The 15767-nt window shown below is 54.9% G+C and carries 13 protein-coding genes; 7 read left to right on the top strand and 6 right to left on the bottom strand.

Translation table 11 applies throughout. The features are described from left to right. Positions 1 to 506 precede the first annotated feature (506 nt). On the top strand, positions 507 to 965 hold the full coding sequence (locus H7687_RS07900; protein ID WP_183346513.1) for a Ros/MucR family transcriptional regulator: 459 nt from the start codon (positions 507 to 509) through the stop codon (positions 963 to 965). 179 nt (positions 966 to 1144) lie between these two features. Here the strand turns inward: H7687_RS07900 and H7687_RS07895 are convergent, their stop codons facing one another. Continuing rightward, positions 1145 to 1459: a hypothetical protein gene (locus tag H7687_RS07895; protein WP_183346512.1), complete on the bottom strand. Its 315-nt coding sequence runs from the start codon at positions 1457 to 1459 to the stop codon at positions 1145 to 1147. Between the two features lie 405 nt (positions 1460 to 1864). Between H7687_RS07895 and H7687_RS07890 the strand changes: the two genes are divergently transcribed. From H7687_RS07890 to H7687_RS07880, 3 genes are all read left to right on the top strand, one after another. Further along, entirely contained in the window at positions 1865 to 2566 is a 702-nt protein-coding gene (locus H7687_RS07890; RefSeq protein ID WP_183346511.1) for an Npun_F0296 family exosortase-dependent surface protein, read from the top strand. Positions 2567 to 2814: 248 nt separating this feature from the next. Then, positions 2815 to 3474, top strand: a complete 660-nt coding sequence (locus H7687_RS07885; protein WP_183346510.1) for a PEP-CTERM sorting domain-containing protein — start codon at positions 2815 to 2817, stop codon at positions 3472 to 3474. 584 nt (positions 3475 to 4058) lie between these two features. Next, complete coding sequence (locus tag H7687_RS07880; protein ID WP_183346509.1) at positions 4059 to 4463, top strand: hypothetical protein; 405 nt, start codon at positions 4059 to 4061, stop codon at positions 4461 to 4463. A gap of 215 nt (positions 4464 to 4678) precedes the next feature. On the opposite strand, the gene H7687_RS07875 is transcribed toward H7687_RS07880, so the two are convergent. Together H7687_RS07875 and H7687_RS07870 are read right to left on the bottom strand one after the other, a co-directional pair. After that, entirely contained in the window at positions 4679 to 6457 is a 1779-nt protein-coding gene (locus H7687_RS07875; protein WP_183346508.1) for a VTT domain-containing protein, read from the bottom strand. 52 nt (positions 6458 to 6509) lie between these two features. After that, positions 6510 to 7436, bottom strand: coding sequence for a sulfurtransferase (locus tag H7687_RS07870; protein WP_371877559.1), 927 nt, complete (start codon positions 7434 to 7436; stop codon positions 6510 to 6512). Positions 7437 to 8943: 1507 nt separating this feature from the next. Here H7687_RS07870 and H7687_RS07865 point away from each other — a divergent pair. Next, positions 8944 to 10212, top strand: a complete 1269-nt coding sequence (locus H7687_RS07865) for a M20 family metallopeptidase (RefSeq protein WP_183346506.1) — start codon at positions 8944 to 8946, stop codon at positions 10210 to 10212. Between the two features lie 64 nt (positions 10213 to 10276). Beyond that, entirely contained in the window at positions 10277 to 10933 is a 657-nt protein-coding gene (locus H7687_RS07860; RefSeq protein ID WP_183346505.1) for a trimeric intracellular cation channel family protein, read from the top strand. Positions 10934 to 10954: 21 nt separating this feature from the next. Here the strand turns inward: H7687_RS07860 and H7687_RS07855 are convergent, their stop codons facing one another. From H7687_RS07855 to H7687_RS07845, 3 genes are all read right to left on the bottom strand, one after another. Beyond that, on the bottom strand, positions 10955 to 12532 hold the full coding sequence (locus H7687_RS07855) for a site-2 protease family protein (RefSeq protein ID WP_183346504.1): 1578 nt from the start codon (positions 12530 to 12532) through the stop codon (positions 10955 to 10957). A gap of 43 nt (positions 12533 to 12575) precedes the next feature. Next, on the bottom strand, positions 12576 to 13145 hold the full coding sequence (locus H7687_RS07850; RefSeq protein ID WP_183346503.1) for a hypothetical protein: 570 nt from the start codon (positions 13143 to 13145) through the stop codon (positions 12576 to 12578). 87 nt (positions 13146 to 13232) lie between these two features. Beyond that, positions 13233 to 13769, bottom strand: a complete 537-nt coding sequence (locus H7687_RS07845; protein ID WP_183346502.1) for a DUF2939 domain-containing protein — start codon at positions 13767 to 13769, stop codon at positions 13233 to 13235. 632 nt (positions 13770 to 14401) lie between these two features. On the opposite strand from H7687_RS07845, the gene H7687_RS07840 reads away from it, so the two are divergent. Continuing rightward, the gene (locus tag H7687_RS07840) at positions 14402 to 15718 is read left to right on the top strand and encodes a tyrosine-type recombinase/integrase (RefSeq protein ID WP_183346501.1); all 1317 of its coding nucleotides are present in this window, start codon (positions 14402 to 14404) and stop codon (positions 15716 to 15718) included. Positions 15719 to 15767 lie beyond the last annotated feature (49 nt).

Raw genomic sequence — 15767 nt, 5'->3', positions numbered from 1 at the left:
GTTGCTGAAAGGGCATGAGTCAAACTGCGTGCAGCGTGCCATTACAGACCTCCCATGCCAGCAGAGTAGTTAGTCCTTGATACCCAGTCATATGTGCGAACCCGATCGACTGGACCATTAAGTCCTTAGAAGTGGCGTCATCCATCAGATCCCGTTCCACGTTTTCCATCTCCTTTTCCTGCGGGTTCCAAAGAAATGGCGCAGTTTTCGTCGTCAGACGGCAAAACCATTACAGAGGGAAGGTTTAGTAAAGTTAAATTAATTGTCAACCCTCCAACTGGAGCAGGTGTGGCTCAATGTCTGGACCTGTACCCGTACTCCGCTGGGGCAGATGCCCTCACGTCGTCAGGCGCATGGGAGAAATACCAGAAGGGATAGCGCTCCAAAGGCGCAATCGATAGCGACTTTTACTGAAGCCGCGGCTGTGGACAAGGTTTGACTTTCACCTTTGACTCAGGTAAAAAGATGGTCCTTTCGTTAGAAATTGTTAAGGGTGGAGGTTGCACATGACAAATATGCTGGAAGTCGTTGGCCGGATAGTGAGCGCACACGTATCCATGTGCGCAATGACATCGGAAGAAGTGCTTGCTGAAATCAACAGCGTCCATGCCACTCTCTCCAATCTCCACCAGGATGCCAGCGTTAAGACGACAAGGCATGAAGGAATGCCCGCCGTATCACGAAAGCAGGCCTTTAAAAAGACTGAAGTGGTGTGCATGCTGTGCGGGAAGGGAGGGATGCGCACTCTAGCGCGTCATCTGAAATATGCCCATTCGATGAACCCGGGGGAGTATCGGACGAAATTTGGCATTCCCAGAGAACAGCCTCTGACCGCAAGGGACTTCTCGGCGCACCGTCGCACCTTGGCGACCGCCCACGGCTTGGCTGACTATCTAGTGAAGGCTCGCGCAGTCAGGGCGGAAAGACTTAAAGGAAAGAAAGACAACAGAGCGGCTCTTTCATAGTACTTGGTTCCTCTGCGCGCGAAGAGCCCCCTAGGCATCTTTCGATAGTGACGGAGGTCGAGTCAGGGGTGGAGGCGTGGTTTGAGCTGTAAGAAGCAAGGATGGTGTATTAGGACGGAGCTTTTTGAGCCCGTTCAAGTAGCAGCACGGGATATCCGGCACGGAACCCGTGGAGCCTGCTATCGGCTGGGATGGCCGGAGGGACTGTTGTTGAAGTAAACCCCGGAGCAGTCGGCGTAGATTTTATCGACTGCCCACAGCACCACGAGCATTTCTTCAAGTTCTTGTGAAAGGTGGTCCAGCGCAGGTCCCAGCAATTCCGCCTCGATTACTTCTCTCAGCCTGACTTCCAGTTTCTCGAACGCAGCAAGGTTGCACTGCGTGAGTTGGCAACTCTTCAAGTTCTGGTCCCTCAGAAGAAGTCTCTTTACCTGGATAAGCTGGAACTCCAGCCTAAGCTTGTCACGCTGTGGAACAGTTGAGAGTTTGAGCAATTCCGAGCACCTTTGTACTACCAGATATCGTTTGCCGGGCATACCTATCCTTTCACTGCCTGCTTGTTGGGGTACAACTGAGACCGGTTTGGAAGTGCAAAGCCCCCTACCAACTTCCGGTAGGGGGCTTCTACTACACAACGATGAGGATTAATTGTATACAATGTGCTGCAATCAATGTAAAGGTAAAAATTAGATATTTATCAAAATGCTTGTATCGTAGGACTCCGTGCACCCCTACCTGCAAGAGTGGAAACCGTATTCGAGTCATCCAAAACCACAGAAGCAAGTCCAGCAAAACCCTGCATTGCGACGCCCAAAAACAACGTTAAAGTTTTCTCCGTTTTTTGCTCCCTGTAACACCCGGCAGCTATCGCTGCACACCTAAAATAAGGAGGTAACGCAATGAAAAAAATGGCGTCACTAGTTGCGGGGTCGATGTTGATGCTGGCTGCAGGAGGGGCCGGCGCATACACTATCAACTACGACCATGCCATACCACTGCCTCAAAACGGGGGGTATAGCTCCCCCTACGCCGGAGTTCAGGTAGAAACCTTTGACTCCGCCCCTTTCCTCTGGAACTGGTCGGGGGACTACCTTATCCGTACCGGTTCTGCAAGTGGCCTGGCAGCTGCTCCGGCATACATGAATCCGCTTTCAACAGCCGATGCTACCCCATATATCGCGGTACCTTTTCGGGAGTCGAACGGTACTGCTACCGCAACGCAAACTACAGCCGTTCTGGGCGACACCTTTAACTACTTTGGCCTATGGTGGGGCTCTATTGACGGGGTTAATGGCGGTCTTGGTATTAACAATAAGTTGAGTTTTTATAAAGACGGAAATTTGGTGGAAACCGTCACCGGGGACCAAGTGATTGCGCCCTTGGTGGCCGCAGGTAGCTGGACCAGCGATGACAACAACAGGTACGTCAACCTTTTGGGTCTACCTGATTTCGATTCATTTTCACTGACCAGCGTTGGCAGAGCCTTCGAGGCCGACAACATTGCTGTTGGTGTTGTCCCTGTCCCCGAACCGACCACTGTCCTCCTCCTTGGCGTCGGTTTTGCCGGCCTCGCTTTCTGGAGAAGGAAAAAAACGGTGTAGGGATATCGATGCTGCACAAAAAGCGCTTTCACAAAGAAGGTCTTTTTGTGCAGCACAGTGCCCCTGTCACCAGCCTCAGCACCCTTCGCCACCACCTTCTCAGATACTTAACCCTCTTCGAGGGAACCTACGTCTCCCGGAATTCGACCCCAGATCCTCCAACATCGGCTTACGGGGAGCGAAAACAAATCCTTGGGGGGCATGCTGAGGCGGTGCATGATTAAAGTGCCCAGAAAGAGGAGGTTGTCATGAAAATAATGTGTTCCTGTGCTATCGCTGCGATGGCATTGCTGGCCACAGTAGAAGCAAGGGCCACAACTCTAACCTACAGTTTTGACCAGAACAACTCCAACCTCACGGGTGGACCATGGGCTAACATTACCCTGGATGATGCTAAGGAGGGCAAAGTTCATATCACAGTTGACCTGCTTCAGGCAGGCTACGATTCAACGGGATCAAACTTTGGCCTTAAAGATTTTTATTTCAATGAGAACACCGGCCTAACTAATCTCAGCTTGGAATTCTCGTATCCAAGCACTTGGACCTATAAATACTCCCCTGGTAGTGAGCTTGGGGGAGTGGGACCTTATGGCAAGTTCGAATTGGTAACGTCCGGCTCTGGAAGCGACAGGACAGGTTATTTAGATTTTTACCTGAGTTCTCCGACGGGGCCCTTGTCTGCAGCCGCTTTTGCGGTGACGTCACCCAACACGGCATACATGTTTGCTGGTCAGATAGGAGGTTTTTCTGAGGTCGGAACGGACGGCAAAACCTATGAAAGTGCTCAATTCGCGTCCTCGGGTAGGCCTGTCCCTCCTGTGCCCGAACCGGGCACAGTGACGTTGCTTGGAGCTGGTTGTTTTGCTTTGGCAGTTTACGCTAAGCGTCGAAAGTCGCTTGACACCTGAGGAAAACGCCGCCAAGGCACCCAGACAGTAGTTTTATCGGTGGGGAGATCGAATTATCAGTATCAGGGGCGGCACCACAGCCAGAAATCGGTTTTCTATTTGATAGTCCGGTGCTTGTCCTCCCATAGAAAAGCGCCCCTGCCGCGGCTTCACGGCAGGGGCGCAAGATGTTGGGGCCAAATACATGACCGCTGCCAAAACTACTACTTAGGCCAAAGCACGCGCAAAGGGTTTCCTGATGAGGTTGCAGCTCAACGGGGGGGAGGGACTGAGTCCAGACGCCTGAGACGATCCTTCCAGTAATTAATTATGGCGGAAGGCCCCCCATGCCGCGCCTATACCAATCGATCTCCAGCACCTTGATCTTTTGCCTACCGTTTTTGCCTTCAGCGTCAGGACGTCCATATCCTCTACGACATTACCCCGGTTGGAAAACTCGCGGCCGGTGATACCCTCGTACCGTCTACACTGCCGACCGTGAAGGGGTGTAGGTAGAGGTCCCACTCCTGCGCTGCGGACAGGTCACGTGGACTGAATAAAAAAGGCCAATGGATTCTTGAAAACTCAGAAGCCGGAGGTGCAGCATGACCGAAAAGCTCTGCGTGGTCTGCCTCAAAAGATGTAGCAACTCAGTCGCTGCAGAGTTGTACGAACTGGACGACAGCATACACCCTTCCTCCACCCCGCAGGGCATCCTGTCCCGCCCGGACCGCCCCCCGGTGCACCCGGAAAATCTCGGCCTTTGCCCTGAGCACCAGAAGTATTTCAACGAGGGCTTGGTTGCGGTTATCGAGATCCAGACGGTGAGAAATCAGGAGGAGTACAGCGCGATGGTCTGGCAGGCCGAGGGAAGGACAGGAAACATGTTGTACCTACCTAAGGAAATTATCCAAAAGCTCGCAGACTTCCCGTCCAAAAACGCCGTGGTATTTTGTGAACGGGAGCCATTCGAGCGGATCAAGAAGGCGTCGAAAGACGTGTGGTCGTAGCCAGGGGAGGCGGACTGATTTCATCGAGGATCTCTTAGCGTTTGATGGGGAAGGTGGGTGGATGCAAAAAGGGCTTACAGTGTGACACTGTCAGCCCCATTTCGGAGGCGGCAATCGGATTTAAAGGAAAAGGGGACAGGCTACTTTTTTCCACACGCCCCTACGTCCTCCCCTTTGCGGCGGGGAGACAGAGGGGATTTGCCTCTATGCTATCGTTACGGCGTGGCCCGTTTCCGATACCAGGCCGGGAGCAGCATGACCGCAGCAATCAGTGCCGCACCTGCAAAGAGCGCCGGCGAGGCCTTTCCCTTGAGGAGTTGCGGCAAGGAACTTGAGAATACGATGAAGGCTATGCAGGCCGGCAGCATGAACAGGAAGCTCGCAGTGACATAATGCCGGAACGGGATCCTGGTCAGGCCGAAGGCGTAATTGAGCAAGTTGAACGGAAAGAGGGGGACCAGTCGGGTGATGGCCACGATCTTCCATCCCTGTTCAGCTACCCTGCGGTCAAGGTTCTGCCACATCTCCCCGCTGAGCTTCGCTGTCACCCAGTCCCTTGCCAGGTACCGCGCCACCAGGAAGGACGCAGAGGCTCCCAAGGTGGCCCCGGTGATGGCGTAGACCACTCCCCAAAAGGGGCCGAACAGCAAGCCCGCAGCAATGGCCATCGGCAGGCCGGGCAGAAAGAGCACCGGCGTTATGCCGTACAAGAGGATGAAGATCACCGGAGCCAGTATCTCGTGCCCTTGGAGCATCTGCTTCAGGGCTGCCGGATCGCAGACCTGGCTCCCTCCGGCCAGCCGAAACAGCAGCGCCGCTGCGGCTATCGCAAGCACCATGGTAGCGGCCTTTATGCGTCTCGTGGTTTCAATTGTCACGTCTTTCCCTCCCCGTTCCCGCATGACGGCGAAATAGCCACTGTTGCGAAATCTCCGTTTCAGTGCCAGCCGGTTCAGATAGGTGAAGGGAGCCCTCGACACCTTCGACCTGCCGGCCTTGGCGAGTTCCGGCGACAACCAGAGGTCGAGCACATGCATCGTCGTCGTCTTGCCGCGGTAGGTTTCCGCGCATGCCGCGCAGTAGGTCACCATCGCTCTTCCCGCCGCTTCGGCGGCACGCGATGCGGCTGCCTCTTCGAGCGCGTTGGAGCGCACGAAGTTGACCCCGCCGCCGCGTCCGCAGCACTGGGTCCTTTGCCGCGCATGCTTCATCTCCTCCACGTGAAGCCCGCGCCGCGCAACAAGTTCCCGGACGGCGTCCTGCGTCGACTTCATCCCCCTCGATACGCAAGGATCGTGAATGACCACCGTGGCTGAGGGGCTGGCAGGAATTGCGCCGGGGATGCCGGCAAAAGCCTCATACACCGTCTGCACCGTGAAGTGGCTGCCGTACTCACTGAAGATCCTCTGACAGTTGGGACAGGCGACCAGCACCTTCTGAATCCCTTTGTCGAGGAGATAATCCGTGATCTCCCTGAAGGAGGCGCCGAAATGTTCCTTTCTGCCCAGGCTGTGCGACGGCTTGAGGCAGCAGTCGAGGACGATACCGAGACCGGGAAGCGTCCGCTTCAACTCCTCGTACACCTTCCACACCGCCTCGGGGCGGGAACCGGGGAGGGCGCACCCCGGGAAAAAGACGGCGCTGCAGTTCTCGGGCAGCCCGTAGAAGGTATAGGCGCGCGAGGTGCCTCTTCGTTCATATGCGATCAGCGGAGCGTGTCGGGGATCGTCAGCTCCCTTTGCTTGCCGCACTTCCCGCCGACGCTCAAGAAAATAGGCGGCGGGGTCGATCCCCAGTGGGCAGACTGCGGTGCAGAGCCCGCAAAGGGTGCACTCGAAAGGGTCGCACTCCGCTGCTCCACTTGCCAATTCCTTGGGGTTTCCCGTTCGCTGCAGGAAACCGCATTCCTTCACACAGATATTGCATCCGGTGCAACGGCCGACATTGCCGGCGGCTGCACTTGTTGCCACGGTTGTCTGGTCAGATACTGCCATGAGCTGTTCCGAAGGTGGGGAGGAGCCTCCCCACCGCAGTTGAGATGTATGATCAGGGGATGGAGGCTACGGTAGGCGCAGTGCCGCACCCGGTGACGATCGGGAGGGAAGCATCCTTGGACCAGCCGATCCAGGAACTGTCGTAGTTGTGCAGTTTGTCCAGGGACCAGCCCAGGAGATAAAAAGTGAACAGCGCCTGCGTGGAGCGCACCCCGGACTGGCAGAAGAAGTACTGGTCCTTCTTAGGATCCGCTCCGAGCTTTTTGACAGCGGCGGCCGCTTCCTCGGCGGGAAGCCACTCCGCCTTGTTGGCCTTCTGTTTGAACAGTTCCCAGTTGGCGAATTTCCCCCACGGGATGCGTCCTTTACGATGGGCTCCCTTTTTCAGTTCTTCGCCGCAGAATTCCTTCTGTTCACGGTCGTCCCAAAGCTGGCCCTTGGGCGAGTCCTTGAGAGCCAGTATCTCCGGTGTATCGACCCTCAAGCGCGGATAGGTGACTTTGGCAACGAAGTTGCCGCCATTGCGCCTCTCGGGGGCCAGGAATTCGGTGTCGTACCCGGCGTCTTTCCAGGCCTTGATCCCGCCGTCCAGCACCCTTACGTCGGTTTTACCGTAATAGAAGAAGGCCCACCAAAGCCGCGTCGCATCGTACTTTGCGTCGTAGACAACGACCTTCGAGTTTTTATTGATGCCGAGTTGCCTTGCCAGTTTTGTGAACCCTTCGGCATTGATGAGGTTGCCGGTGATGCCGTTTTGAGTTTCGGCCGGAGCTTCATAGTCGGGACGATCCACCATGAACGAACCGGGAATGTGCCCCATGCGGTACTCGAGCTCGTTCTCGGCAGCAAGGATGATGAGGTTGGGATCCTTGGAGTCGATGAGGTGCTTCAACTCGGCTGCCGTGATCAGCGCGTTGCCCCGAGCATAACCCTTGTACCCCGGCTTCGTCCCCGATGCATACGCCCCCGTGGAGAACAATAATAACACCACAATTGTCAAGAAAACTCTGGTTATGGACCCCTTCATTTTACAACTTCCGTAGTAAAGTAATGCGTGAAGACATCACTAACTAAAAAAGTCGTAAAAATCAAGGAGAAACTCTAAAGTGAAATAGTAAAGTAATGAGTTGTGGAGTTGAAGTCAGTTTGGGGGATGCCAAAGTAGCGGCATGGCAGCTGTCGCAGGAGGTGTCACGGCTTGACCGGATTAAACATCGCTCGCACCGCCGCGGGGACCCAACAACCCGGTAGACGAGTCCTCAAACCCATAGACGAGTCGTCCCCCCCGGTAACTGAGTTATCAACTGCGATAGACGAGCCCTCAACTGCGATAAGCACCCCACCAATCGGGATGGATGAGTCTACCGGCTTGTGCTGAGCAGTTGGGCTGTCGGGTTCGGTTGGCGGTAAGACGTGGTGGGGGAGTCTTGTGGATTTCAAGGCAGAAAGCAAAGCCCCCTACCAAGCTTCGATAGGGGGCTTATACTACACAAACCGAGGAGGTTTCCTTTTAACACAAGAAAATACTAATGTAAACATGAATTAATTGTTCGGTTGGGGGAAGAGGGACACATATAGTTCGAGGGCAGGAAAAGGATTCTGGGAGTCGCGTATTATAGCAGGCTAGCCATCGGGCTTAGGTCCGGCAGTTAGAGCTGTCGGAGTCGATCCCAGGTACTAGGCGTGGGGGAGCGTTGATAATTTAAAGTCGTGGTAAATCGAATGCTTGTGGGGCTTCCTGATTGACTTCGACATGGCGTCAAGAGTAAAATCGACCTTATACATCATCAAGGGTGGGAGGGAAGTCATGACGTAGCTCAGACGAAACGGGTAGTCCTGTGTACGTGTTCCTGGGAAAGGTGGATATGACGGTTATGTGACAACTTATAGGTCAAACTTATGAAAGAAATATCCTTTTGGGGTGCCTAACTCATGGACCTGCCGGCTTTGCGGGGGGTCCTAGTACAAGTAACGCGTATTATCGGCGGATTGTTTTTTCTAATACATCCTTCCTCAGAATTGGGGGCGATTTTCTTCGTGATTCAGGCTGGTGGTGATTCCGAATTGGCCTGGTTGCTAAGAGAAATCGGCAGACTGATAAAAAAATCAGGATAGGTAGGACAAGGGGGAGGAGCTGCAGCTCCTCCTTTTTCGTTCAGGAGCAACGTTTGAGCTCGGCACGCGGAGCATGGCTGGCTTCCCTGGAAGTCACCTACCTGAGGCATACGTGTCGGAGCGGCTTATTGAAGCACATGGCGGTGTGTTTCTTGGCCAGGTTATCGCCACGGAAGATAAACCGAAGCTTCTACCTCAACCAGCCCACACTTTTACTGCTCACTGACCAACGCAATCAACAACGTCTCCTGTTATTTTCGATGATTGCTGTAAAAAACCTTTGTGGTTTACTTTACAAGTCCGCGCCATGCCAGACGGCCGCCGGTGGCACGTAAAGGTAGGTCTTTGCCAGACTAGCGAGGAAGACAGGTATGAACACAAAGAGAGCAATTCCCACGGATCTCGTCCTGAAGAATCTCGATCAACTGCTCCCCGACCTGGAAGCACTTTACAAAGACGTGCATGCCCACCCCGAGTTGTCGATGCAAGAGACGCGAACGGCAGCGCTGGCGGCGGACTGGCTTGTCAAGGCAGGTTACGAGGTGACGACCGGTGTCGGCCAGACGGGAGTGGTTGGCCTGCTCCGCAACGGCGAAGGGCCGACGGTGATGCTGCGTGCCGACATGGATGCACTACCTATTAAAGAGGCAACCGGTCTTTCCTATGCGAGCCAGGAGACCACGGCTGATGCAGAAGGCAAAGCCGTGCCGGTGGGACACATGTGTGGCCATGACATGCATGTGGCTTGGCTCGCCGGCGCTGCCGCCCTGTTCGCCCAGGAACGCAATGCCTGGCGCGGGACGTTGATGGTGGTCTTCCAGCCTGGCGAGGAGACGGCGCAGGGAGCCCAGTCCATGATCGACGACGGCCTGCTCGCCCGTTTTCCCCGACCTGTTGTGGTGCTTGGGCAGCACGTCATGCTTGGAGCGGCCGGCGACATCGCCGGAAGTGCCGGCCCCATCACCTCGGCGGCGGACAGTCTTCAAATCAGGCTGTTCGGTCGTGGCGCACACGGATCGATGCCGCAAGCCAGCGTTGATCCCGTGGTCATGGCCGCGACCATCGTCCTGCGGCTTCAGACCATCGTTTCCCGCGAGGTCGCCGCAACCGAGGCAGCGGTCGTCACCATCGGCGTCTTGCAAGCCGGCACGAAGGAGAACGTCATACCGGACGAGGCGATCATAAAGCTGAACGTCCGGACCTTTGATGCCGGTGTCCGCAAGCGCGTACTGGCTGCCATCGAACGGATCGTCAACGCCGAGGCGGTAGCCTCAGGTGCTCCGCGGAGCCCGGAGATCACGCCTTTGGACCGGTATCCGCTCAATGTGAACGATGAGGCGGCAAGCCAGCGGATCGCAGAGGCTTTCCGCGCTCATTTCTCCCCGGTGCGCGTGCACCATACCGGACCGGCGTCGGCCAGCGAGGACTTTGGCTGTTTCGGTACGGCCTGGCGCGTGCCGTCGGTTTTCTGGTTTGTCGGCGGCACCGACCGGGAAACCTATGCAAAGGCCAAAGAGGGGGGGACGGTCAATAAACTGCCGGTCAACCATAGCCCGCAATTCGCGCCAGTGCTCCATCCAACCTTGGAAACCGGTGTCGAGGCCATGGTCGTCGCGGCGCTTATGTGGCTCGCCTCATAGGGGGTAGGGAAGCCGGTCCACGGTGTGGTGAGGGGTTGCGGAGTTTAAGATGAGAGAGGACGGGATGGCAACACTTCTCCTGGTGCTTGATCTCACTGGTACGTTCGTCTTCGCGCTAAGTGGAGCAACGGCTGGAACAAAACGCCGCCTCGACTTGTTCGGGGTCCTGGTCCTGTCGTTTGCGGCTGGTAATGCCGGGGGCATAGCCCGCGACTTGTTGATCGACGCTACGCCACCGGCAGCAATCAGCAACTGGTACTACTTGGCGGCTTCGCTGCTTGCGGGAATGGCAACCTTTTGGCGCCCCTCGATCATCGATCGCTTGCGCAACCCGGTGCTTTTGTTCGACGCCGCGGGACTGGGGCTCTTCGCTGTTGCCGGCACACAGAAAGCTCTCGTGTTTGGTCTCAACCCTGCCATGGCAGCGGTGCTCGGCATGCTGACCGGGATCGGAGGCGGCATGACCCGCGATCTGCTCCTGACCGAGGTTCCCACCGTACTGCGCTCCGACATTTATGCCGTAGCGGCGCTGGCTGGCGCCGTCGTGGTTGTGATCGGCTCTGCGTTTGGGCTTCCTGCGACGGCCGTGACCATTGCCGGCGCCGTCCTCTGTTTCGGGCTGCGGCTCATGGCTATCCGCTTGGGCTGGCATCTCCCGATCGCCAGGGGGCCAGCGCCACCGGACACGCCCGTTTCGAAGGAAAAGAAGGATGATGCGTGATTTCGTGGCTCTTCCTGCTCCCTACTTCCCATAGAAATGTTCGTGGTTTGACTTGAACGGTTGAGACATCCGCTCTATTTCCTCAGACCACCTTTTTAGGACCGGCCTGTCTTCAGCCGATGTTGTTTTCCACGCACCATTTTCCAATGTCGCAACCGTTACCAGCCTTCCACGGTCGTATTTCCTCTTCTCTACCACATTGCCTGACTTTTCGAGGCCGAGCCACTCGCCGGTCCGATACCCATCTTTGTAGTAGTAGATGTCTGACACAGAACCGTCGTCTGCGTAGGCAGTCCCCTTGCCGTCATAGTAGAGTTGACTGTTGATCGGGCATTCACTTCTCTTCTTCCCGAAACCATGATGCTCCGCATAGGTACACTTCTTTCCATCCACCTCAACGGTACGGGAGACTTCCTTATAATTTAGCCCTAAGAACAGGAACAACCCGGCGATAGACGCCAAGATACAGGTAATATAGGTGCCCAATAAAAAAGTTTTTGGCAAAACCCTGGCCGGCTTGAACTTCATCGTGTCGATGACGACCGTGAGCTTGTCAAAGATGCCCTTGTAATTCATGTTGGGACAGAAAAGCTTCGGAAACGGAAGCCTCATTTTGTCGACAACCCGTTTCAGTGCATTCGGGTTAGCGATCAGTTCTGCTACCGAATCGGCCGTTATCCCCTCAGCTTTCAGCTCACTGCAGATACCGTGCAGCTTTAAGTTGCACAGTGCGACGTAGATGGTAATTACGCCAAAGAAACCAAGCACGAAGTCGCCTGCCGATTTGGCCAGGAGCAAAAATGCGGCGCCCCCCAGAAAGGCAAAGACAAACCGGAAATATCTCCGATTGACGAACAGCACATCCACAAACCTGCCGCCGTCCAACGGCATGATCGGCAGCAGATTGAAGACGTTCAGCATCATCATGATCTGTGCGGTTTTGAACAGGTAGTAGTTTTTTGTCAGAAAGAACAGGATGTACAGCACCACGCTGAGAATTACTCCCGGAAGCGGCCCCATCAGCGAGACGATGCAGCTTTTCACCGCAGTAGGATTGCTGTTTTTCCCGGATACGGCGGCCCCGAAAAAGGGGATGAAGAACATCTTCAGGTCGGTGTACTTGAAAATCTTCATTGCCGCCATGTGGCCAAGCTCGTGGAAGAACAAGACACCCACTAGGATAAGAACTTCATGCCACGTGGTCGATACGATTTGCGCGCTGAAAAAGAACATCACCGTGATAATGAGCAGCACCAGGGAACCTGTTTTGCTCTCCCCGGAACTTATCACCTGCAGTTCAGTTGCCAGGCGCTCAAGTTCCAAATCCGGCTCGGTCCCAGTCGAATCCGTGGTCCCTTTTGCCGCTTTAATCTCGCCTGGCGGTTCTCCGCCCGATTCCCTCAAAAGACAGGGGGTAACTTCAGGTTGTTGTCGTGGTGTCTCTATTGCGGGGAGCGGTGCGCTGACATGGGCGTCGAAGAGGAACGGGGTGTTGCACTTGGGACACGTGACCGTCACCGCTGTTTGCGGCATCTTTTCAAGAGATACCAAGCGGCTCAATGCGCATGATGGGCAGGTTATTTGGATACTATGAGACATCTGCTGACTCCGAGGGTAGGGGCAAAGGTTATTCTTTGACGGGTCAGATGTTGCTGTCGGCGAGATCTTTCACGAACTGCTCGGCAGTTCTACGGGTTGCTCCTGAAACTATTAACCGGCTCGCCGATTTTCTTGTAGCAAATGAGTACCATTTTAATGGCGAATCATCGTCATGGTCGGACATGTCGGTGCAATACCTCTTCGAAAGGAAAGGTGAGGTAACTTTAAATTGTGTGAAACCATGCGGAACGATGTACCCCGCTCCGATCAGCACAAAAGATTCTACTTCCAGTTCGACCACCAATTTATTTGGGCTATGAGGATCGATCTTTCCGTTTGATTGGCGAACCATCGTCAGCACCGATTGCCGGAAAAGGTTTGCACCGAGTTCGCCTTCTAGCTCAGTGTTCCGGTCCAAATCATGGTCGGAGCAACTTATTTTGCTTACGTTGTCCCTGCTGTCTACGAACTGGATGTCGAAGCTCTTTCCTTTAAGGTCAACTTTCCGTTGCGGCTCCAGGATCTTGTAATCAGTACCGGGCAGATAACCATAATATAGCTGGCTACAGGAACAGAGCAGGCAGGTGGTAATCAATAAAATCAGCAGTTTCATTCTTTTCCTTTTGAGTTTTGTTCAAATCTCAAAGCCGTTTCACTATTTCTATTCCCCATTTGGCCACAGCCCAAAACCGGATCTATGTCATTTCATGGGCTTTGGGATCATAATCTGAGTGATTCTCCAGTGTCCTTCTGAGCTCTTTACCATCTTAAATTTCAGGGAGTCGTCCTGCTTGTTGGAGACAATGGCCATTTTCCCTTCCACCTTGACATCGAAATCAGACCAGCTGCCCTTGCTCAAGCCTTTAATGGGATTTGTGCCCTTGTCGCCTTCCTTTTTCTCGGATTCGGCAGTCGTGATGGCGGTCTTGATTTGTCCCTTCATTGCCTCCTTAATGCTAGGGAGCATTACCGTCACGAGGCCCTTGGCCATGTTCTGTCCCGCTTCTTCCCAAGGGTTGCTGGTCGGTTTGTTCATCTCTTGAGAGTTCATAAGGTCTGAGGCGAGATTGTCGACAACAGAGTCGACATCAAGGTATTTAAAAGCGGCATCAGGATCATGGTTCTGGACAGCTTGTTTAAATTGGTAAAGGGAGTATTGCGGAGTTCCTTTGACAAAGGTAAACCCTGCTACGAGCACTGCAGTAAGCGAAACTGCTAGGATCACTAGCTTTTTCAATTGGAAACCTCCAGAGATTGTTTTTCGATGGTACGTAGGCGTGGCGAAAACTATCCTCTTCCTCCACCCAACTCTTGGTCGGCTGAAGCACTTTAAATTAAGACATACTTCGTATCAAGCTAATTTTCCCTGCAGCGGGCGGAAGGCTGGGGACAGGCGCAGGGGGGGCAGGGCATTGATTTTGGGAAGCCGGTACGACTAATCCGGATTAGGTGGGAGGCAAAGGTCTTGCAGATTTTCGCTGCTGGAGGGTACCTGATTTAACATATCGGCAGCGGTGCGCGCGAAATATGTTGCAGAGGAGGGCGATAGCCATTGGGGGAGGGGCGGGATAATTACGGCACCTACTAGGGCACAAAGAAAAAGGGCTTACAGTGTGTCACTGTAAGCCCCTTTTTATTTGGAGGCGGCAATCGGATTTGAACCGATGAATGAAGGATTTGCAGTTTAAAAAAACTCCACTTTCACCCCGTTTCAACACTGTTCATTGTGTTTCCTTACAGCTTGTAACCCTTGACTAATCGCGTATTTAACTGTAGTTTGTTGCTCAGGGTGTTTCACCGCGGAACATCCTAGCCCACAACATTATTGCAGCGATTTTGCAGCGATCGCTGCAAAAAAACGAGGGGCAAATGGCACGCTCCAAGAGCACGATGTTTACCGACACCATGATCCGGAAGCTGAAACCCGAAGCAGCAAAGTACACCCGCTCCGAGGGAAACGGCTTCACCATTAGGGTTCTTCCTTCAGGCGGTAAGGTGTGGTTTTACCTCTACGGTCTGGACGGCAAGCGCTGGGAGATGAGTCTCGGAACTTACCCGCAGGTTTCACTGGAAGAGGCGCGGGATCAATTCGAAGCGGCACGTAAGAAGGTGAAAGCCGGAGTGAACCCCCAGGCCGTGCCCGAGCCGGTAGTCGAGGCCCCAAAACACGATCTGACCTTTGACGAGTTGGCGAGAGAGTACATCACCAACAACGTCGAGGGACAGCTGGTCGACATCTCCGTGTACGGCATCAAGCGCATCCTCCTGAGCACGGGCAAGCCCGGAACGCTGGACGACTTCAAGACCTGGCGCACCAGGAAGGTCGCCGGCATCACCACTGAGGAGGCCGCCAAACTCGTAAAGGACGTCTCCGCAAGGTCCGCTGCCGCAGCGCGTAACCTGATCCGTACCGCGCGTCCGATGTTCTCCTATGCTTTGGCGCGAGGCATGATCCCGACCAACCCCTTCATCCTTGGGAGCGTGAAGAGTTTCCTCTCCAAGCCGGTGCAGGTCAGGTTGGTGCCGGGCGTCAGGAGCAGGACCTTCAGCGAGGACGAAATAAAGCACTTCTGGAAGGAGCTCTCAAGGGCCACCGGGAGCGTCGAAATCCGGAACGCATTGCGCCTCATCCTCCTCACCGGCCAGCGACCGGGCGAGGTGCTCGGGCTCCACTCCGACGAGATTGATGGCAACTGGTGGACCCTTCCCAAGGCGAGGACCAAGGCGCGCTACGACAAGAACCGGATGGACCACAAAGTTTTCCTGGTGCCTGAGGCGCTGGCGCTGATCGGCGACAAGAAGGGTTACATCTTCGAATCAAGGGTGAAGAAGCGGGGAGGGGGGGCGGCCGAGTTGAGGCCGATCTCGACCAATGCCTTAGGACACGTGGTCTTCGTGAACAACTACCTGGGGCTTCCCCCTTGGGGGCCGCATGACCTGCGCCGCACCTGCCGCACCTTCATGTCGGACATCGACGGCATCAGCGCCAGCGCCGCCGAGGCGATCCTCAACCACGCCAGGGAGGGGACCAAAAAGAACTACGACCACCACCGCTACCTGCGCCAAATCGAGACCGCCTTGACCCTCTGGCGCGACAAACTGGTCGAGATCATGGGCGGACCGTTGGTGCCGGAATTGCCGGATAACGTGATACCGCTTCGGCGCAAGGCGGGAGCTGCGGAGTAGGGCGCCGCCGCAGGAGTGCGTGTTGACATTATACTAAAAAGTAGTATAG

It is taken from the genome of Geomonas paludis, from assembly GCF_014193585.1.
GTDB lineage: Bacteria > Desulfobacterota > Desulfuromonadia > Geobacterales > Geobacteraceae > Geomonas > Geomonas paludis.
This window is presented reverse-complemented; position numbering and strand designations above follow the sequence as displayed.